The organism is Azospirillum mesophilum (assembly GCF_053470405.2).
Window position 1 is genome coordinate 1 of record NZ_JBPXMQ020000022.1, and the last position, 19,095, is coordinate 19,095.

15 protein-coding genes are annotated in these 19,095 nt (G+C 68.2%); 8 read left to right on the plus strand and 7 right to left on the minus strand.

Going from position 1 to position 19,095, the window contains the following annotated elements; all coding sequences use genetic code 11:
* The first annotated feature begins 800 nt into the window (after positions 1 to 800).
* The 6 genes from ACSVC7_RS20265 to ACSVC7_RS20290 all read left to right on the plus strand — a co-directional run bounded on the left by ACSVC7_RS20265 (position 801) and on the right by ACSVC7_RS20290 (position 8,483).
* The gene (locus ACSVC7_RS20265) at positions 801 to 4,784 is read left to right on the plus strand and encodes a Pls/PosA family non-ribosomal peptide synthetase (protein WP_448206194.1); all 3,984 of its coding nucleotides are present in this window, start codon (positions 801 to 803) and stop codon (positions 4,782 to 4,784) included.
* Positions 4,785 to 5,029: 245 nt separating this feature from the next.
* Positions 5,030 to 6,676 carry a fumarate hydratase gene (locus tag ACSVC7_RS20270; RefSeq protein WP_448206195.1) on the plus strand — a complete coding sequence of 549 codons (1,647 nt, stop codon included), beginning with the start codon at positions 5,030 to 5,032 and terminating at the stop codon, positions 6,674 to 6,676.
* Positions 6,677 to 6,781: 105 nt separating this feature from the next.
* Complete coding sequence (locus ACSVC7_RS20275) at positions 6,782 to 7,129, plus strand: hypothetical protein (RefSeq protein WP_448206196.1); 348 nt, start codon at positions 6,782 to 6,784, stop codon at positions 7,127 to 7,129.
* Positions 7,130 to 7,201: 72 nt separating this feature from the next.
* Entirely contained in the window at positions 7,202 to 7,456 is a 255-nt protein-coding gene (locus ACSVC7_RS20280; RefSeq protein WP_448206197.1) for a type II toxin-antitoxin system CcdA family antitoxin, read from the plus strand.
* The gene (locus ACSVC7_RS20285) at positions 7,456 to 7,773 is read left to right on the plus strand and encodes a CcdB family protein (RefSeq protein WP_448206198.1); all 318 of its coding nucleotides are present in this window, start codon (positions 7,456 to 7,458) and stop codon (positions 7,771 to 7,773) included. The genes ACSVC7_RS20280 and ACSVC7_RS20285 overlap by 1 nt, the downstream gene beginning before the upstream one ends.
* A gap of 5 nt (positions 7,774 to 7,778) precedes the next feature.
* Positions 7,779 to 8,483 carry an RluA family pseudouridine synthase gene (locus ACSVC7_RS20290; protein ID WP_448206199.1) on the plus strand — a complete coding sequence of 235 codons (705 nt, stop codon included), beginning with the start codon at positions 7,779 to 7,781 and terminating at the stop codon, positions 8,481 to 8,483.
* Here ACSVC7_RS20290 and ACSVC7_RS20295 read toward each other — a convergent pair.
* The 3 genes from ACSVC7_RS20295 to napF form a co-directional block, all read right to left on the minus strand.
* Complete coding sequence (locus ACSVC7_RS20295; RefSeq protein ID WP_448206200.1) at positions 8,414 to 11,842, minus strand: transcription-repair coupling factor; 3,429 nt, start codon at positions 11,840 to 11,842, stop codon at positions 8,414 to 8,416. The two genes, ACSVC7_RS20290 and ACSVC7_RS20295, sit on opposite strands and share 70 nt — an antisense overlap.
* Positions 11,843 to 11,848: 6 nt before the next feature.
* Complete coding sequence (locus tag ACSVC7_RS20300) at positions 11,849 to 12,286, minus strand: DUF4383 domain-containing protein (protein WP_448206201.1); 438 nt, start codon at positions 12,284 to 12,286, stop codon at positions 11,849 to 11,851.
* A 77-nt stretch (positions 12,287 to 12,363) separates the two neighbouring features.
* Entirely contained in the window at positions 12,364 to 12,888 is a 525-nt protein-coding gene (gene napF / locus ACSVC7_RS20305) for a ferredoxin-type protein NapF (protein ID WP_448206202.1), read from the minus strand.
* A 202-nt stretch (positions 12,889 to 13,090) separates the two neighbouring features.
* Here napF and ACSVC7_RS20310 point away from each other — a divergent pair, with 202 nt between their 5' ends.
* Entirely contained in the window at positions 13,091 to 14,554 is a 1,464-nt protein-coding gene (locus ACSVC7_RS20310) for an ATP-binding protein (protein WP_448206203.1), read from the plus strand.
* Here ACSVC7_RS20310 and ACSVC7_RS20315 read toward each other — a convergent pair.
* The 4 genes from ACSVC7_RS20315 to ACSVC7_RS20330 all read right to left on the minus strand — a co-directional run bounded on the left by ACSVC7_RS20315 (position 14,531) and on the right by ACSVC7_RS20330 (position 17,766).
* Positions 14,531 to 15,175, minus strand: a complete 645-nt coding sequence (locus ACSVC7_RS20315) for a response regulator (protein ID WP_448206204.1) — start codon at positions 15,173 to 15,175, stop codon at positions 14,531 to 14,533. The genes ACSVC7_RS20310 and ACSVC7_RS20315 overlap by 24 nt on opposite strands.
* Positions 15,176 to 15,336: 161 nt before the next feature.
* The gene (locus tag ACSVC7_RS20320; protein ID WP_448206205.1) at positions 15,337 to 15,948 is read right to left on the minus strand and encodes a TIGR04282 family arsenosugar biosynthesis glycosyltransferase; all 612 of its coding nucleotides are present in this window, start codon (positions 15,946 to 15,948) and stop codon (positions 15,337 to 15,339) included.
* Complete coding sequence (locus ACSVC7_RS20325; RefSeq protein WP_448206206.1) at positions 15,945 to 16,610, minus strand: TIGR04283 family arsenosugar biosynthesis glycosyltransferase; 666 nt, start codon at positions 16,608 to 16,610, stop codon at positions 15,945 to 15,947. The genes ACSVC7_RS20320 and ACSVC7_RS20325 overlap by 4 nt, the downstream gene beginning before the upstream one ends.
* A gap of 133 nt (positions 16,611 to 16,743) precedes the next feature.
* Positions 16,744 to 17,766, minus strand: coding sequence for an OmpA family protein (locus tag ACSVC7_RS20330; RefSeq protein WP_448206207.1), 1,023 nt, complete (start codon positions 17,764 to 17,766; stop codon positions 16,744 to 16,746).
* Between the two features lie 268 nt (positions 17,767 to 18,034).
* Here ACSVC7_RS20330 and ACSVC7_RS20335 point away from each other — a divergent pair, with 268 nt between their 5' ends.
* The gene (locus tag ACSVC7_RS20335; protein ID WP_448206208.1) at positions 18,035 to 19,078 is read left to right on the plus strand and encodes an MBL fold metallo-hydrolase; all 1,044 of its coding nucleotides are present in this window, start codon (positions 18,035 to 18,037) and stop codon (positions 19,076 to 19,078) included.
* The last annotated feature ends 17 nt before the right edge of the window (positions 19,079 to 19,095 follow it).

A 19,095-nucleotide genomic window follows, 5' to 3' on the forward strand; every position in this document is an offset into this window, starting at 1 on the left:
GAAGCTCACTTGACAGGGTCGCCTCAAGCGCCCTCACCCAAGCTTTCGAAACTGAAGTCTCTTACTGCTTGACCAGGATGCTCTACAGACGACCCGCGATGCCAATCCCCCTTCCGAAGAACCGGTCCGCGGCCAACGGCACAAAACACCGCCGCCTGCGCATCCCTTCTCACAACACGGTATCCACAATATCCAAGAACCCGCGGCGCCACCTGGGGAACCGCAAAACCCCGCGCTCAGTCCCGTATGAGGAGTGAGCCGCCAGGGCCAGATTGTCATCTGTTTTCCGGCCCGGCGGCGCTTCGTCAGCGGCCACCGCGTCGGGAGGCGCTTTATATGCCCCCTCCTCCGGATCGCGCAAGCGGTTTTTTCGACCCTCGGCGAATTTTCGCCGCAACCCACCCGGATGCCGCTGTCCCCTTTCGTAAGGCATAAGGTGCGACCTTCTCACCCCCTTCGGAAACACTGTGCAAATGACGCGGATTTAACTAGGTTTCGCCCCGTGCCGTTCCCATCTCTGCCGCGATCTTGGGGCGAGGTTTCGGCTGGGCTCGGCGCGGGGAAATACTTCGTTAACCAAGATCGATTAGACCATGCAGGTGGCAAGGTGCCGCCATCAGCCGAGCGCCGGGACCAGCCGATCAGGGTCCGAAAACCGCGGTCGCGCTGAACCATCTGACAAAGGCTGATACAGCGTGACACTTCTTAGCGCGCCGACCTCCGTCCAGGACCAGGATCCGGTTACCTGCACTTCCGAACCTTCGAACCGTCGGACGTCACCCGGCATCCTCCAAGGGGCCGTGATCCCGGGTCTGCTTCGGGACGAGCTGCTGCCGGAACTCTTCACGGCGACCGCGCTCCGCGCTCCGCAGCGCACGGCGATCATCTTCGACGGCCGCCGCGTCAGCTATGCCGAGCTGGAGGCGCGCAGCAACCGCGTTGCCAACGCCCTGCGCGCGCAGGGCTTCGGCCCCGGCACATTCGTCGGTCTCTGGATGACCCGGTCGCTCGACCTGCACATTGCGCTTCTGGGCATTCTGAAGGCGGGGGCGGCCTATCTTCCCTTCGACGCCGACGCGCCGGCTGACCGCGTGGCGATCAGCCTTGCCGATTGCGCGGCGCCCGCGATCATCGTCGATGCGGTGACCGGTTCGAAGGCGGGCGGGTTGACCGTTCCCGTGCTCCGGCTCGGCGATCTGGCGTCCGACGACGAGACCGCGCCGAACCTGCGCGACGACGGCGTGACGGCGGATGATCCGGCCTACGCCATCTACACCTCGGGCTCCACGGGGAAGCCCAAGGGCATCGTCATCACCCACCGCAACATCTGCCACTATCTGCGTGCGGCCAACACGATCTATGGGCTGACCGAAGAGGATGTGGCGTTCCAGGGCGCCTCGGTGGCGTTCGACCTGTCGCTGGAGGAAATCTTCGTCCCCTACCTCGTCGGCGCGACCTTGTGGGTCGCCAGCCGGCAGGTGCTGGACGAGGCGGACCGTCTGGCCGACGTTCTGAACGAGGCCGGCATCACCGTCCTGGACACGGTGCCGACGCTGCTCGCCATGCTGCCCAAGGACGTGCCGAGCCTGCGCGTCATCATCCTGGGCGGCGAGGCCTGCCCGCCGGCGGTGGCCGCGCGCTGGTGCCGGCCGGGCCGGACGATCTTCAACAGCTACGGCCCGACCGAGGCGACCGTCGTCGCCACCGTCGCCGAAGTGCGCCCGGACGAGCCCGTCACCATTGGCCGCCCCATCCCGAACTACACCGGCTATGTGGTGGACGAGAACCTGAAGCTCGTCGGCCCCGGTGTTCAAGGCGAACTGCTGATCGGCGGCCCCGGCGTCGCCAAGGGCTATCTCGGCCGGCCGGACCTGACCGAGCAGAAGTTCATCCGCAACCCCTTCTTCCTCGACGCGCCCGATCCGGTTCTCTACCGCTCCGGCGACGCGGTGAGCGTGGACGAGCGGGGCAACCTGCTGTTCCACGGCCGCATCGACGATCAGGTGAAGATCCGCGGCTTCCGCCTGGAACTCGGCGAGATCGAGGCGAAGCTGACCGACATTCCGGGCGTTGCCCAGGCCGCGGTTGTGTTGCGCAGCGACACGGGGATCGACCGGCTCGTCGCCTTCCTGGTGCCGCAGGCGGGCGCCACGCTCGACAAGACGGCGCTGCGCGACACGCTGCGCGCGCAGCTGCCCAGCTATATGGTTCCGTCGCATTTCGAGCTGACGGATAGCCTGCCCCGCCTGACCTCCGGGAAAGCGGACCGCAAGACCCTGCAGGCGGCCACCCTGACCGACGATGCCGGTGCCGGCCAACAGGACGAGCCGCAGTCGGCGACTGAGGCCGCTCTGCTGGACGCCGCCAAGCGCGTCTTCCCCGGTCAGGCCATTCCATTGGAAGCCGACTTCTTCATGGATCTCGGCGGGCACTCGCTGCTGGCTGCGCGGTTCGTGTCGGCGGTGCGCGAGACCGAGCATCTTGACGGGCTGACGCTTCAGGACGTCTACGGCGCGCGGACCCTGCGCGCCATGGCGGAGAAGCTGGACCTCCGAGTGCCACACGGCGCTTCGGGTGCCGCCGTCCGCAAGGATCTCTCCTTCAAGGCACCGCCGCTGCTGCGCCGGTTCCTGTGCGGGGCCGCGCAGGCCGCCGCCCTGCCCGTCATCCTGGCGCTGATGACCGCGCAGTGGCTGGGCGTCTTCGTCAGCTACATGCTGCTGTCGGGCGAGGACGCGAACTTCCTTCAGGAGATCGCGACGCTGCTGGGCGTCTACATGGTGATCAACGTCGCCACGGTGCTGATCGCGGTCGGCGCCAAGTGGCTGATCATCGGGCGGACGAAGCCCGGCCGCTACCCGCTGTGGGGCGCCTATTATTACCGCTGGTGGCTGGCGCAGCGCTTCATCAGCCTCGTGCACTTGAAGTGGTTCCAGGGCTCCCCCGTCATGCGGGTGCTGCTGCGGGCGCTGGGCGCCAAGGTCGGCGACGATGCGCTGATCGGGGAGTTCGAATCCGGGGCCGTGGACCTCGTCACCATCGGCCGGGGCGCGTCCATCGGCGGGAAGGTCAAGCTGGCCAACGCCGAGGTGATCGGCGACGAGCTGGTCATCGGAACGGTGGAGATCGGGGAGGACGCCTACATCGGCACCTCCTGCGTGATCGGACACGACGCGGTGGTCGGGGCCGGTACGGAACTGGCCGACCTGACCGCCCTGCCCGCCCACACCCGCACCGGGACCTATGAGAGCTGGGATGGTTCGCCCGCCCGCCGCATCGGCACGGTCGACCGGGAGTCCCTGCCCGCCCAGGCCGAGGCCGGCGCGTTGCGCAAGGGTGTGAACGCCCTTCTCTACACCGTGATGCTGCTGGCCCTGCCACCGATTTCGCTGATGCCGATCTTCCCGGCCTTCTACCTGTTCGACAAGCTGGACGGCGTGCTGGGTTCGACCTTCGGAGTCAGCTATCTCTATTATCTGCCGGTGATCGCATGGCCGACGGCGATGGCGCTGGTTGCCGTGACCGTTCTGATGATCGCCGCCGTGCGCTGGATCGTCCTGCCGCGCGTCGAGGCCGGCACCTACTCCGTCCACAGCGGCTTTTACCTGCGCAAGTGGCTGGTGGCCCTGTCGACCGAGGTCATGCTGGACACGCTCAGCTCCCTCTACGCCACCGTCTACATGCGGGCCTGGTACCGGCTGATGGGCGCCAAGATCGGCAAGGACGCGGAGATCTCGACGAACCTCGCCGGCCGCTACGATCTGGTGGAGATCGGGGAGAAGTGCTTCATCGCTGACGAGGTGGTTCTGGGCGACGAGGACATCCGGCGCGGCTGGATGGTGCTGAAGCCGGTGAAGACCGAAGGGCGCGTGTTCGTCGGCAACGACGCGGTCGTCCCGCCGGGCTCCTGCATCCCGACCGGCTCGCTGATCGGCATCAAGTCGAAGCCACCGGCCAACGAGGCGATGTCCGCCGGGGAGACCTGGTTCGGCAGCCCGCCGATCAAGCTGCCGGTTCGCCAGCGCTTCGACAGCGTGGGCTCCAACTGGACCTACGAGCCGTCCAAGGCCCGCCGCTTCGGCCGCGCCGTGTTCGAGGCCTTCAGCCTGTCCATGCCGACGATGCTGTTCATCACCTTCGGCACGCTGGCGGTGGAGCTGTTCGCCCCGGCGATCCTGGAGCAGCGCTACGGCGCCTTCCTGGCCCAGTTCCTGGGCGTCAGCGTCGCCATCCCCGCGGCCATGGTGGCCGTGGTCATCCTGGTGAAGTGGCTGCTGATGGGCCGCTACCAGCCGACCGTGAAGCCGATGTGGTCCTGGTGGGCCATGAAGACCGAGGCGGTCGCCGTGCTCTACTGGGGTCTGGCCGGCAAGGTCCTGCTGGACCACCTGCGCGGCACGCCGATGCTGCCCTGGGTGCTGCGCCTGTTCGGCACCAAGTTCGGCAAGGGAGTCTTCATGGACACCACCGACATCACGGAGTTCGACTGCGTGTCCGTTGGCGACTACACGGCCATCAACGCTCTGTCGGCCCTGCAGACGCACCTGTACGAGGACCGCGTGATGAAGGTCGGCCGCGTCGTGGTCGGTGACGGCGTGACGATCGGGGCCGGCGCCACGGTGCTGTACGACACGCATGTCGGCGACTACGCCCGCCTCGGCCCGCTGACGCTGGTGATGAAGGGCGAGGAGATCCCGGCCCACACGGAATGGGCCGGCGCCCCCGCCGAGCGGGTTGCCGAGACCCATGCGGAGTTGAGCGCGGACCTCAAGAACGCGGCGTAACACGCGGAAAAGAAACGCTTGTTTGTGGCCCGACATCGACCGGACATCGGGCGGTGCCGGGCCGTGGCGCGTTTGGGGTCCGGGGCAAAAGCTTCCCAATCGCCGCAGGGGGTTCCGTTCCCGTTGTGCGTGGACGATTGCGGTGTATAACGGTGCGCGAGCGTGGCCCTGGCCCTTTTGCGCGCTCCCGCGCGCCGCATCGGGGCCTGTGACCGAAAAGACTGTCCAGGAAGGAAGCCCCTCTGATGCCCACCCCGAAATCCGGCGATACCAGCCTTGCCCGTGGCGCCTCGACGCTGTTCCCGCTGGCGAAGGACGACACGACCTACCGCAAGCTGACCTCCGATTACGTCTCGGTCGTCGAGTTCGACGGCGAGCAGGTCCTGAAGGTGGAGCCGGAAGGCCTGCGCCTGCTGGCCGAGGAGGCCTTCAAGGACATCAACCACCTGCTGCGTCCGGGCCACCTGCGCCAAATCCGCGCGATCCTTGATGATCCGGAGGCCTCGCCGAACGACAAGTTCGTGGCGCTGGACCTGCTGAAGAACGCCAACATCGCCGCCGCCGGCACGCTGCCGATGTGCCAGGACACCGGCACCGCCATCATCATGGGCAAGAAGGGCCGCCGCGTCTTCACCAAGGGTGGCGACGAGGCCGCGCTGTCCGAAGGTGCCCGCGATGCCTACCTGAAGCGCAACCTGCGCTACAGCCAGCTCGCCCCGATCTCCATGTACGAGGAGAAGAACACCCGCAACAACCTCCCCGGCCAAGTGGAGATTTATGCGGAGGGCGAGGATGCCTACAAGTTCCTGTTCATGGCGAAGGGCGGCGGGTCGGCCAACAAGACCTTCCTGCACCAGGCGACCCCGTCGGTGCTGGCGCCGGACCGGCTGCTGAAGTTCCTTGAAGACAAGATCCGCTATCTCGGCACCTCGGCCTGCCCGCCGTACCACCTCGCCATCGTCATCGGCGGCCTGTCGGCGGAGCAGAACCTGAAGACGGTGAAGCTGGCGTCGGCCCGCTACCTCGACAACCTGCCGACCGAGGGCGGTGAGGACGCGCACGCGTTCCGCGATCTCGCCATGGAGGCCGAGGTCCACAAGCTGACCCAATCCATGGGCATCGGCGCGCAGTTCGGCGGCAAGTATTTCTGCCACGACGTCCGCGTCATCCGCCTGCCGCGCCATGGCGCCTCCATGCCGATCGGCATCGGCGTGTCCTGCTCGGCCGACCGTCAGGCGGTGGGCAAGATCACCAAGGACGGCATCTTCCTGGAGCAGCTGGAGACGGATCCGGCCAAGTACCTGCCGGAGATCACCGACGGCGATCTGGCCGGCGAAGTGGTGAAGATCGACCTGAACAAGCCGATGAGCGAGATCCTCGCCACGCTGAAGCAGTACCCGATCCGCACCCGCCTGTCGCTGACCGGCCCGCTGATCGTCGCCCGCGACCTTGCCCATTCCAAGCTGCGCGCCCGCCTGGACGCCGGCGAGGGCCTGCCCGACTATTTCAAGAACCACCCCATCTACTACGCCGGCCCGGCCAAGACTCCGGAAGGCTACGCCTCGGGCTCCTTCGGCCCGACCACGGCCGGCCGCATGGACAGCTTCGTCGACCAGTTCCAGGCGGCGGGCGGATCCATGGTCATGCTGGCCAAGGGCAACCGCAGCCCCGAGGTGACGGCGGCCTGCCAGAAGCACGGCGGCTTCTACCTGGGCTCCATCGGCGGTGCTGCGGCCCGTCTGGCGCAGGACTGCATCAAGAAGGTGGAGTGCATCGAGTATCCGGAACTCGGCATGGAAGCCATCTGGCGCATTGAGGTCGAGGACTTCCCGGCCTTCATCATCGTGGACGACAAGGGCAACGACTTCTTCAAGGAGTTGAAGCTCGCCTGATCCCAGCAATCCTTCCCTCTCCTGCGCAAGCGGGAGAGGGAGGGACCCATGCGAAGCATGGGAGGGTGAGGGCAAGGTTTCTCCAAGAATTGTAGGATCCCCGCGATGGCCGATGACCTGACCGCCAAAGTCGCCGACGCCCAGCGCCGCGCCCTGTTCGCCGCCGAGGTCATCGTGAACCGGCGCCTGCACGACTTCTCCATGCGTTACCAGACACACTACGCCAACGACGTGGCGGAGGAGCGCAAGGCCATCGAAAAGGAAATCCGCGCGATCCGCCGCCGCGTTCCGGCCGCGCCGGTCGTCACGGACGACTTGGTGGCGCTGGTGGCCGGCGACCGGCACGCGCCGGATTCGGTGCGCTCCATCCTCCTGGCGCTGGCGGCGGTGCGGCCCGACGTGCTGGCGGCCGAGGACGCGTCCATCGGGGATGAGGACGACGAGGAGGAGTGAGCCTCCTTGCCGCTCGACCAAGCGTGCGCATATCATGCGCATGAAGCGGTGATGCCGCCTGTGGAGTTGCCCGTGCCCCTCGCCTACGACGCCCAGGCCCCGAAGCGCCCGGTGAACCTCTCGCTGAACGAGGATCTCGTCCGGCGGGCGCGGGAGTACACGAGCAACCTGTCGGAGCAGGTCGAAAAGCTCCTGGCCGACTATGTCGCCGCCGAACAGCAACAGCGGGACGAGCGCGAACATCGACTGGATGACGCCATCGCGGCGCTCAACGAATTCGACGAAACGTACGGGTCTTTTGCCGACCAGTATCTTGATGACCTGTGATGGCGCAGTTCGACGTACATCGGAACCGGAGCGCCGCCAGAACCGGAATTCCCTATCTTCTGTTGATCCAATCCCGCCGGTTTGATGAATCCGGGCGCCGTGTGGTCGTTCCACTGCTCGACGCACGCTTGGTCCGAGTGGCGGAGCCGTCCTTTACCCCAACCTTGATCGTGGAAGACTGTAAGGTCGTGGTGCACCCCCTGCAAATCGTGTCGATCCCCGCCACATATCTCGGCGCATTTGTCGGATCGGTTGCGGACAAGGGTGACCGGATCATCGCGGCGCTCGACCTTCTCATCTCGCGCGCTTGGAACTGACATTTATGACTCCCGAACAAATCCAGGACCGCGTGCTGTACCGCGACGGGCTGATGCTGATCCTCGACAAGCCGGCCGGCGTGCCGGTGCATGCCGGTCCCGGCGGCGGCCCGAATCTGGAGCGGTATTTCGACGCCCTGCGCTTTGGCTTTCCGAAGCCTCCGGGGCTCGCGCACCGGCTGGACCGCGACACGTCGGGCTGCCTGATCCTGGGGCGGCACCCGAAGGCGCTGCGCAAGCTGGGCAAGCTGTTCCAGGACGGCAAGGTGGACAAGACCTACTGGGCCGTGGTCGCCGGGTCTCCGCCGGAGGAGCAGGGGCGCATCGAACTGCCGCTGAAGAAGGTGACCAACCGGACCGGCGGCTGGCGCATCGTCGTGGCCGATGACGGGCAGAGCGCCGTGACCGACTACAGGGTCATGGGGCGCGGCGACGGCCTGACGTGGCTGGAACTGAAGCCGCACACCGGCCGCACCCACCAGATCCGCGTCCATTGCGCGACGGCGCTCGGCTGCCCGCTGCTGGGCGACCCGCAATATGGCGGGCCGGGCGACCGGCCGCTGCATCTGCATTCCCGCGCGATCACCCTGCCCCTCTACCCGTCCCGCGAGCCGGTGGGGGCCGTCGCCCCCGTGCCGGCTCACATGCGGGCGGCGCTGGCGGCCTGCGGCTTCACCGAGTCCACCACACCGGTCTCCGCAGCCGGCTGAGCCTGCCGCATCCGTAGCAGGGTGCGCAGCAGGCGCCGCACGGCCCGACGAAAGTCGTTTTCCGTCCGCTCCCCGGCGGCCAGCACAAGTCGTCCGTCCGGGCGCAGCTTCAGGTCGTCGCGCCGTTCGACCAGACGGCTCAAGGCTGAGTCGTTCGGCCGGGTTTCGTCACCGAAGGCGAGCAGCGCGCCGTTCGGGCCGATGTCCAGCGACACCACGCCGGCCTCCCGACTCAGGCACTTCAGCGCGCCCAGGTCCATCAGCGTTTCCATCGCCTCCGGCAAAGGGCCGAAGCGGTCGGCGATCATGGCGGCGAAGGTTTCCCGCTCGTCCGGATCGTCGAGCGTGGCAAGGCGCCGGTAGACCGCGAGCCGAAGGCTGGCGTCGCGAATGAAATCCTCCGGGATCAGCACCGATTGGCCGAGCGTCACGCGCGGCGCGACCAGCGCCGGCAGCGGGTTGCCCGCTCGGGCGGCCTCCACCGCTTGGCGCAGCATCTCCTGGAACAGCTCGGCCCCCACGTCGCGGAGGTGGCCGGATTGCTCCTCCCCCAGCAGGTCGCCGGCGCCCCGCAGGCCGAGGTCGCGCGCGGCCAGCTCGAAGCCCGCGCCGGGGCGGTCGAGTCGGGTCAGCACGGTCAGGCGCTGCCGGGCGGCTTCGGACAGTTCCTTCTCCGGTTCCACGGTCAGCCAGCAGCGGCCCTGCACCGCCGCGCGCCCAACCCGACCGCGAAGCTGATGGAGCTGCGCCAGCCCGAAACGGTCGGCGCGGTGGACGATCAGTGTGTTGGCGTTGGGAATGTTCAGCCCGGTTTCGATGATGTTGGTCGCCAGCAACAGGTCGCCCGCGCCTTCCGCGAAGGCCGTCATGGCGTCGTCCAGCGCGTCCGGCTTCATCTTCCCGTGCGCCGCGATAACGCGGAACTCCGGAACCATGGCCTGAAGCCGGGCACGCACCTCCTCCAGATCCTCGATGCGGGGACAGACGTAGAAGCCCTGTCCGCCCCGCGCCCGCTCGGCGCGCAGGGCCTCGGCCACACGGTCCAGGTCGAAAGTCAGGAACTCGGTGCGCACCGGGCGGCGGCGCAGCGGCGGCGTGGCAATCACGGACAGATCGCGCAGCCCCGCCATGGCGAGTTGCAAGGTCCGGGGGATCGGCGTGGCGGTCAGGGTCAGCACATGGGTGCCGCTGGCCATCGCCTTCAGCCGCTCCTTCTGCCTCACGCCGAGCCGCTGTTCCTCGTCCACCACCAGAAGGCCGAGGTCGGCGAACTGGACGCCGGGGCTCAACAGCGCGTGGGTGCCGATGACGATGCGGATGGCGCCACTCTTCAGCCCCTCCTTCACCGCCCTGGTTTCGGAAGGCGAGACGTTGCGCGCCAGCTCAGCCACCGTGACGCCGAATCCGGCGAAGCGCTCCTGGAAATCCTCCAGATGCTGGTGGCTGAGCGGAGTCGTCGGGGCGACCACCGCCACTTGGCGGCCGGTCATGGCGACGGTGAAGGCAGCGCGCAGCGCGATTTCGGTCTTGCCGAACCCGACGTCAGCGCAGACCAGCCGGTCCATCAGCCGTCCGGATGCCAGATCGCCCAGAACCGCATCGATTGCTGCCTGCTGGTCCGGAGTCTCCTCGTGCGGGAAGCGGTCGGCGAATCGACGGTAGGCCCGGCGGTCCGGCCGGACCGGCTCGACCGTCGCAAGCGCGCGTTCCGCCTGGGTGCGGACCAGCGTCGCGGCGGCGATGCGCAGGGTCTCGGCCACCTTGTCGCGCCGCTGGGTCCAGACGGTACCGCCCAGCCGGTCGAGGGGCGCCGCACCATCGGACGCGCCGAAGGGCCAGATCTGATCCAGATTCTCCACCGGAACGTAGGTCTTCGCCTCGTCGCGGTAAAGGATTCGGAGGCAGTCGTGGGGAAGGCCCGTCGCCTCCACCGGCTCCAGCCCGTCGGACAGGCCGATCCCGTGGTCGAGATGGACCACGAGGTTACCCGGCCCCAGCTCCGCCGCCTCCGCCGTCAGATCGTCCACCAGACGGCGGGAGTGGCGGCGGCTCGGCCGCGCGACCGCTTCGCCCAACAGCTCCGCACCGGTAACGACGGCGAAGCCCGGCCCGAAAAAGCCCGCGTCGACATCGAGCGCGACCACAGCCACGGCTGCGTCGGCGGCGATGGAGTCGGCGGCGACCGCCTCCACGCCTTCCGCGCGAAGGCGGCGGGCGAGGCCCTTCCGGCGGGCCGGATCGTCCACGGCAACCAGAACCCGGCGGCCTTCCGCCCAGAGCGCCGTCACCCGCTCCTCTTCATCCTCGCCGGTCAAGGCCAGGGGACGACCGCCAGCGTCCGGGTCCCCGGATCCGGAGGCAAAGTCGATCACCGCGCGCCCAGCCAGAGCTTCGTTCCACGCCGATTCGTCGAGGAAGACCTCTTCCGGCGGCAGGGGGCGGTAAACAGGGAGGCCGGCCTTCTCCGACGCGGAGAGCTGCCGTCGGCGCGAGTCGTAGGCGTGCCGCGCCTGCTCCAGACGGGCATCGCGCAGGGCCTCCGCCCCCTCGTCCATGGTCACCAGGGCGTCGGGCATTCGGTCGAAAAGGCTGTCCGTGTCGTGGAAGAACAGCGGCAACCAGTGCTCCAGCCCGGCGTGGCGGCGCCCCGCCAGCACGGCCTGGTACAGCGCGTCGCCCTCGGCCTCGGCCCCAAAGGTGGCGAGATAGGACGCGGTGAAATGGGCGATGGCCGCGTCCGTCAGCGACACTTCCGACAGCGGCGGGAGTTCGGCGTCGGCTTGGCCGCCCGGCAGTTCGAACCGGATCGGATCGGACCGGCCGGGCGGCAGCACCAGGATCGCATCGTCGCCGAACAGAACGTCGCCGGGGTCGCTCAGTTCGGCCGCCGGGCTGTACCCGTTCCGGAACAGCCAGTTGCGCAGGGCTTCGGCATCCAGCGGTTCCTCCGCCGTCAGGCGCAGGCGGGCCTCCGCCAGGGCTTGGGCGGGCGGAAGCCGGCGGAGCAGCCCGCCGGCGCTGGTCACCACCACGCGCGGTCCCACCACGCGAGGACTCCGGGCCGGCTCGGCCAGCCGCGCCAGCGTCGCGATCCGTCGCCCGGCCACCCGCGCGGAGGGCGAGGCACGGTCGTAGGGCAGCGTGTCCCAGGCGGGGAAACTCAACACCTCCACATCGGGGGCCACGGCGCGGAGGTTGCGGCAGATCCGCTCCAGACGGCGGGCATCCTCGGCGATGTGCAGCACGCCTACCGCACCGGCGGCGCGGGCCAGGTCACCCAGAACCCACGCCTCATACCCATCCGGGACGCCGTGAAGCGTGCGGCGTCCCGGTTCGGCCAACTCCTCGGGAAGGGTCATCCGGCGTTACGCATGCCATTCCGCACGGGTGGCGTCGGCTTCCGGCTCATGCACCGCGTAGCCCACATAGCCCGCGACGATGGCGAGCAGCGCGTGCAGCCAGATGTCGTTGCCGTGCAGCGGCACCAGACCGAACAGCGTGTTCAGGCCGGGGATCAGACCCATGACGGTGAAGACGGCGTAGATCACCGCCACGCTCTTCAGGTAGGCGCGGGATGCCGGGCGGCCGGAGAAGTAGGCGAAGAAGGCCCACAGGCCGAACAGAAGATGGACGACGTTGTGCAGCAGGTTCACCGGGAACAGGCCGAGCAGCCGCCCATGGAACGATTCGACGGCCAGAGTCATGCCGTCGGCCGGCGGCGACAGGAACGTCGGGACGAAGCCGAGAATGCCGACCGCCGTGAACGCCACGGCATAGATCAGGGTTACGTTGCGCCACCACATCGGTTTTCTCCGTTGGCAAGACAGGGGTGCCCTACCAACAGGTTCCTCCGAAGGGCGTTCCGGCCCGTAATTTCCGGCTAAACAGAGGTGCCGTCGGGCGGCGCGACGGTCACCGCCTTCACCGGGCAGACGCCGACGCAGGCGCCGCAGCCGGTGCAGTCCACGGCTTCGATGTCCGGCAACCAGCGTCCGCGGCCGAGGGGGCGGAAGCGTATGGCGCGCTCGTCGCAATGATCGGCGCAAACGCGGCAGTCAGTGCCGTTGAACGACAGGCAGTCGGCGCCGATGCGCGCGGTGAGCGTCCAGGGCGCCACATCGGGGGCGCTTCGGGCCAGTGCGCCGGTCGGGCAAGCCTCCGCGCAGGCGCCGCAGAAGGTGCAGCCATTCTCGGAGAAATCCACCACCGGCCGGCCAATGCGGTCGATGGTGATGATCCGCTCCGGGCAGGCGGGACCGCAGCGCCCGCAGGCGTCGCAGGCCGCCGCAAAGCCGCGAGCATCCGGAATGGCCCAAGGGGGACGGATGGGTTCCGGACGGATCGGTTGCTTCCCCGTGTCCGCGCGGAACGCCCCTCTCAGCAGACTTGCGCGGCTGACCGCCATCTTTCGCGTATCCTTGATCGCCCCGACCCTGCCCCTTTTCCCATGCCGAGGACGGCAAAGCTTTGACCATGGTCAATGGCGACACGGAACCACATCGCCAAAGGCGATACGGAACCACATCGCCAAAGGCGATAAGGAACCATCGCCAAAGCGCGGCGGTCACGGCAGGATGAAGCGGTTGGAATGCGCAAGGACGGACGGCATGGTTCCCATCGGCAACACCACCGCGCGTTGGATGACGCTTCGGTACCGCCTCGCGCTGGGCGTGATCGCGTTGTGCACGGTGGTGGGCTTTCTGATGACGGAACGGGTCATCGACCAGCACGCCGACATGCTGGAGGTCGTCAACATCTCCGGACGGCAACGCATGCTGTCGCAACGCACCGCCCTGTTGGTCGAGGGGCTTCAACAGGCCCAATCGGACGCGGAGCGGCAGGACATCACCCGCCGGCTCGCCGAAGCGACGGAGATGTTCGAGAACGCGCACCGCCGGCTGACCGGTGCCGGCCCCGGCCCGGCGCTTGGCATCGCCGTGCGCGACCTCTATTTCGACGGGCCGGAGCCGCTGAACGACCTGGTGCTCCGCCACATCGCGGCGCTTCGCGCGGTGATCGCCGCCGGCCCGGCCGGCCTTCCGCCGAACATGCCGGAGGCGGAGACCATCACCCGCCAGGCGCTCGGCCCCCTGCTGACGCGGCTGGAGGACATGGTGGCCCGCTATCAGGAAACCGGCGAGCGCGGATTCGGGCTGCTGCACCGGCTGGGGCTGGCCGCGCTGCTGCTGACCCTGGCGACGCTGGCGGTGGAAGCGCGGGTGATCTTCCGCCCGATGGTCCGCCATGTTCAGCGCCAGTTCACCGACATCACCCGCATGACCGAGGAGCTTGCCGAGGCGAACGAGACGCTGGAGGCGCAGGTGCGCGCCCGCACGGCGGAACTGCACGCGGCCAAGGACGCGGCCGAACAGGCCCACCTCGCCAAGTCCCGATTCCTTGCCCACGCCGGCCACGACCTGAAACAGCCGCTCCAGGCCATCAACATGTTCACCGGCATGCTGGAGCGGCAGGTGAACACGCCACGCGGGACCGCGCTGGTGAGGGATCTGCGGCTGGCGCAACGGTCCATGAACGACCTGCTGAACGCCATCCTGGACATCTCCAAGCTGGAATCCGGCGTGGTCGAGCCGAAACCGGAGGCCGTGCCGCTGGCCAAACTGTTCGACCAGCTCGATTCGGAATTCGCCGGACTGGCCGCGGACAAGGACCTGTCCTTCCGCGTCGTCCCGACCCGCGTCATGGTGTGCAGCGACCCCTTCCTGCTGGAGCGCATCCTGCGCAACCTGCTGACCAACGCCGTGCGATACACCGACGAGGGAGGCGTGCTGCTGGGCTGCCGGCGGCGCGGCGACACCGTCTGGATCGAGGTCTACGACACCGGCCGGGGAATTGCGGAGGCCGACCGGCGGCGCATCTTCGAGGAATTCGTGCAGCTCGACCGGCCGGACCGCGACCGCAGCGAAGGGATCGGCCTGGGATTGGCCATCGTGGATCGGTTGGCGCGGCTGCTGGATCACCGGCTGGACGTGCGATCCAGCGAAGGGCGCGGATCGGTCTTCGCCGTGGGCGTGCCCCTGGCCGTCACGTCAAATGAGACGGTCCCGGCCTGATTCCTTCACCAGAAGCACCGCCTGCGTGCGGCTGCCGACGCCCAGCGCCTTCAGCACGCCGGTGACGTGCGTCTTCACCGTGGACAGGTTCAGGCCCAGCCGCTCCCCGATCTCCTGGTTCGACAGGCCTTGGGCCAGAAGGTCCAGAACCTCAAGCTGGCGGCGGGTCATGCCGTCGAAGACGCTGGGCTGATGCGGCTTGGCGGCCGGTTGCGCGGCGGCGCCCGGCATGCCCAGCACCGGCGGAACGTAGGACCCGCCCGCCAGCACGAGGCGCAGGATGTTCACCACCAGAACGTCGTCGGTGGATTTCGGGATGAAGGCGCGCACGCCGCGTGACAGCACCGCGCGCATTTCGTCCGGCGAGTCGATCATGGAGAAGACGACCACCGGCACCGGCGCCACGCGCTTGACCACCGCCTCGACATCGTCGAGCCCGCTGATGCCGGGCATGCGCAGATCCATGATGACGAGGTCGAACGCCCCGCCGCCGTCCAGCGTCTGGGTGAGTTGCCCGTAGCTGGTCGCGGCGACCACGCCCGCCTGCTCGTCCAGTTCGCCGACCAGATGCGTCAGGCCGCTGCGAACGATGGAATGATCGTCGGCAATCAAAACCTGCATGGCGAAACCTGCATCTCAAAAATCCGCGTGGCCAAACGACAAGTCGAAACCGGGGCCGGAGAGTCTCGGACCAAAGTGCGAATTCCGGCAAAACCGTCATACGCCGACCGAGCGTTTCGCGCCACAGTTGATGCACGCGGCCCTATGCTTTCGTGCCGTCTTCAGGGGGCTTTGGCGACAATACGCCGGTATGATTCGGCGTCATCCACATCCTCCAGCGTCGGGACGAGTCCCACCTTGGTACCATGCGGGAGGCTGGCGAGCGTGTCGGACAGGGCGTGCCCCGTGGACCAGCGCACACCCTGGAACAGGCCCGCCGGCAAGGACGCGGTGCGGCGAGCACCGACCAGCCAATATCCGCCGTCGCCCGCCGGGCCGAAGACGAGGTCGTGACGGCCCAGGCTCTGGAAAGCCTCCGCGATATGGTGCGGCCGGAGTCCGGGTATGTCGCTGCCGACCAGCACCGCCGGGCCGGGCGGCCGCTCGCGCAGCGCGCGTGCCATGCGCCGGCCGAGGTCGCCGCCGCCCTGCCCCACGCGCCGCACCCGTTGAGTCCGCACGGGCCAGCCGCGCTCCCCGACCGCCCTGTCCGGCGTTACCGCGAGCCAGAGCACCCAGCGCGGATCGTGGACAAGGCACCGGAGCACCGCCCCCAGCGTGGACCGATAGAAGCGCCATGCCGCGACCGGGCCGACCCCGGCGGCCAGCCGCCGTTTCCCGCGCCCGAGCCGGGGCGGCCTTGCGAAAACGATCAGGTGGTTGCGGCGCGTCATCCGTAGAGCTTCCCGATCAGCCTCGGCGGCACCCCCGCGAAATAGAGCGACAGGCAGGCCAGATTGCGCAGGGGACGCGCCCACCAGCCATCCCGCTCGTACCGGGCCGGAGACGTCACGGCATCCACCGGCAGTTTGCACAGACGATGCCGGCCGAGTCGGCGAACCAGATCGACGTCTTCCATCAAGGGCAAGGGGGCGAAACCGCCGACCGAGTCGTAAAGGGATCGCGCGATCAGCAGCCCTTGGTCGCCGTAGGGCAGCCCAAGCGCGCGCGCTCGCCAACGCGCCATCCGCTCCACCCGCCGCGCGGCAGGGTGTTCGCAGGCGAACCTTAAACGGAAATAGGCGGCGCGGCTGGCGTTTTCAGGATCCGCCATGAAGCGCTCGACCGCAGGACGCCACCCCGATTCCAACCGGGTGTCCGCGTGCAGGAAAAGGATCCAGGTTTCCGTCACGGCCACCGCACCGGTGGCGAGTTGAGGGCCCCGACCACGCGGCGCCCGGACGACGGTCGCCCCGGCGGCGCGCGCGAGACCACGCGTGTCGTCGGTGGAGCCGCCGTCGGCCACCACCAACGCCCCCTCCCACGAGAGCGCAGCCAAGGTGGCCGGCAGAGTCGCGGCGGCGTTCAGGGTGGGAATGACGATGGCGAGGGACATCGCGGGTTCCGGCAAGCCCCTTTACTGTACGGCCTGCCTCGCCCAAGGCAAACGAAAAGGGCGCCGCGGATGCGGCGCCCTCCCGTTCCGACGGTTGACGGCCACCCCTTTTGGGGAGCAGCCGTCGTCCGGATCACTTCACGCGGATGAGGATCTGCGCGCGACGGTTCGACGGCTCACGCACGTTCGCACCGGTCTGGACGAGGAGCTGGGTCTCGCCCTTGCCCTCGACGGTGATCTGGTTGGCCGGCACGCCCTTGGCGACCAGAGCGCTCTTGACCGCTTCGGCGCGGCGCAGCGAGAGCTTCTGGTTGTAGGCCGGCGAGCCCGAGGTGTCGGTGTGGCCGACGACGTGGATGCTCACAGCGCGCTGCTTGCCGGCGGCGGCAGCGGCGTCGCTGATGATCTTGTCGGAGACCGGGGTGATGTTGGCCTTGTCCCAGTCGAAGAACACTAGGTATTCGGACTGCGGCTGAGCCTGGACCGGAGCGGCCGGGGCGACCGGGGCCGGAGCCGGGGCAGCGGCCGGGGCGCCGAAGGTGTAGCGCAGGCCGGCGAGGATGGTGTGGTTGGCGTACTCACCCTTCACCGTGGTGCCGCCGAAGTCGTACTTCGGATCGAGCGTGGCGAAGTAGCGGTAGTCCAGCGTCAGGGCCAGATTGTCGGTGAAGTTGTAGGCGACACCGGCGATGCCCTGATAGGCGAACTGCCAATCCTTGTCGGAGAAGTTGCCCAGCTTCTGGTCGATCTGGGCGATACCGGCACCGGCGCCGATGTACGGCGTGAACGGGGTGCCGGTGTTGATGTCGTACAGCAGGTTGCCCATGAAGGCGATCGAGCTGGCCTTGCCGCCGGCGCCGTTCAGAGCGCGGCTGCTGCTCTCGGTGCTGTCGATGGCGTTGCGCCAGCGCCAGGCGAACTCGGCCTCGGCGCGCAGGCCGTAGGCGGTGGCGTAGCCGGCGGACAGGTCGCCGATGCCGCCGAGCTTGTAGTCGGACTTGGCGCCGATGCCGGTGTTCTCGAAGCGGAAGTCGGAGTCACGGGTCCAGTTCACGCCGGCGCCGGCGCCGACGTAGAAACCCTCGGTGGCAGCCATGGCGGCGGTCGGCAGCATCAGAGCGACGGCCGAGCCGAGCAGAATCCCACGCAGAGTCATTTTCTTCTTTCCCTTGTTGACGGCGTTGTCGGGCCGGTCGCTGAAAACCACTGACGAAAGGAACATGAACGACCATGCGCTTCGGGAGAGAACCCAACGCACCATCTTCACGCACCGCCGCCAAACTGGCCCGCCGCATTCCGTCGGCGGTTGAAACGTCCGAGATTCCAGATATCAGCAAGCCTTCTGTGTCACAAGGCCCCTGTGGTAAGAAGTCCAACCCTGTTGCATTTTTGCAGCCAAAAGCCTCCTTCAAGGATCCGCACGCATGACGCGTTCCCTCGAAGACGATCTCGTCTATCCGTTGACCGGGCAACTGGACGACGGAGCCGTCCTGGCGGTGGAACCCGGCCTGTTGTGGGTCCGCCTTCCTTTGCCCTACCGGCTCAACCACGTGAATGTCTGGGCCATCGAGGAGCCGGGCGGCTGGACGATCGTCGACACAGGGTTGGACGACGCGCGGACGCGGGCGATTTGGGAGGGGCTGCTGGCGGGACCGCTGGGCGGACGGCCGGTGGCGCGGGTCATCGCGACTCACTTCCACCCCGACCACATCGGACTGGCGGGCTGGCTGGTCGAGCACACCGGCGCCTCCTTCAGCGGAAGCCTGACCGACTGGCTGTACGCCCGCGCGCTCTGCGCCGGCACCTCACCCGCGCAGACTGCGGCAGTGGAAGCCTTCTACCGCCGGGCCGGAGTCGATGACGGCACCCTGAAGGCGATCCTGGGGCGGGGCGACTCGTATGCCCGGTCGGTGCACGCCCTGCCCCCGACCCTGGTGCGGTTGCGCCACGGCGACCGGCCCGTGATCGGCGGAAGCTCCTGGCGGGTGATCGTTGGCAGCGGGCACACGCCGGAACAGGTGTGCCTGTTCCGTCCGGACAAGCCGTTGCTGATCAGCGCGGATCAGGTGCTGCCGCGCATCAGCCCGAACGTCAGCGTCTGGCCGGCCGAGCCCGACGCCGACCCGTTGAGCGACTTCCTGGCATCCTTCGAGTCGCTGCTTGAGTTGCCGGAGGATGTGCTCGTGCTGCCGTCGCACGGAAAGCCGTTCCGCGGGCTGCACCGGCGGATCGCTTGGCTGCGCGCCCATCACGAGGAGCGCTTGCACGAGATTGAGGCTCTTTGCGAAACGCCGCGCACCGCAACGCAGGTGGCCGACGCGCTGTTCGGCAAGGGACTCGACACGCACCAGACGGTGTTCGCGGTCGGCGAGGCGGTGGCCCACCTCAACCACCTGATTCGCCGCGGCGCCCTGACGCGCCGCAGCAATCCACCCGGAGCCGATCTGTACGCCCGGACGGAAAACTAACGCTGCGGGTGCCCGCC

What these genes read in the sequence shown, in the direction of transcription:
- ACSVC7_RS20295 (WP_448206200.1), bottom strand. Translation starts at nt 11,842, where the DNA reads ATGACCCTTCCCGAGGAGTTGGCCGAACCGGGACGCCGCACGCTTCAC.
- ACSVC7_RS20275 (WP_448206196.1), top strand. Translation starts at nt 6,782, where the DNA reads ATGGCCGATGACCTGACCGCCAAAGTCGCCGACGCCCAGCGCCGCGCC.
- ACSVC7_RS20300 (WP_448206201.1), bottom strand. Translation starts at nt 12,286, where the DNA reads ATGTGGTGGCGCAACGTAACCCTGATCTATGCCGTGGCGTTCACGGCG.
- ACSVC7_RS20335 (WP_448206208.1), top strand. Translation starts at nt 18,035, where the DNA reads ATGACGCGTTCCCTCGAAGACGATCTCGTCTATCCGTTGACCGGGCAA.
- ACSVC7_RS20290 (WP_448206199.1), top strand. Translation starts at nt 7,779, where the DNA reads ATGACTCCCGAACAAATCCAGGACCGCGTGCTGTACCGCGACGGGCTG.
- ACSVC7_RS20285 (WP_448206198.1), top strand. Translation starts at nt 7,456, where the DNA reads ATGGCGCAGTTCGACGTACATCGGAACCGGAGCGCCGCCAGAACCGGA.
- ACSVC7_RS20315 (WP_448206204.1), bottom strand. Translation starts at nt 15,175, where the DNA reads ATGCAGGTTTTGATTGCCGACGATCATTCCATCGTTCGCAGCGGCCTG.
- napF (WP_448206202.1), bottom strand. Translation starts at nt 12,888, where the DNA reads ATGGCGGTCAGCCGCGCAAGTCTGCTGAGAGGGGCGTTCCGCGCGGAC.
- ACSVC7_RS20310 (WP_448206203.1), top strand. Translation starts at nt 13,091, where the DNA reads ATGGTTCCCATCGGCAACACCACCGCGCGTTGGATGACGCTTCGGTAC.
- ACSVC7_RS20325 (WP_448206206.1), bottom strand. Translation starts at nt 16,610, where the DNA reads ATGTCCCTCGCCATCGTCATTCCCACCCTGAACGCCGCCGCGACTCTG.
- ACSVC7_RS20270 (WP_448206195.1), top strand. Translation starts at nt 5,030, where the DNA reads ATGCCCACCCCGAAATCCGGCGATACCAGCCTTGCCCGTGGCGCCTCG.
- ACSVC7_RS20320 (WP_448206205.1), bottom strand. Translation starts at nt 15,948, where the DNA reads ATGACGCGCCGCAACCACCTGATCGTTTTCGCAAGGCCGCCCCGGCTC.
- ACSVC7_RS20330 (WP_448206207.1), bottom strand. Translation starts at nt 17,766, where the DNA reads ATGACTCTGCGTGGGATTCTGCTCGGCTCGGCCGTCGCTCTGATGCTG.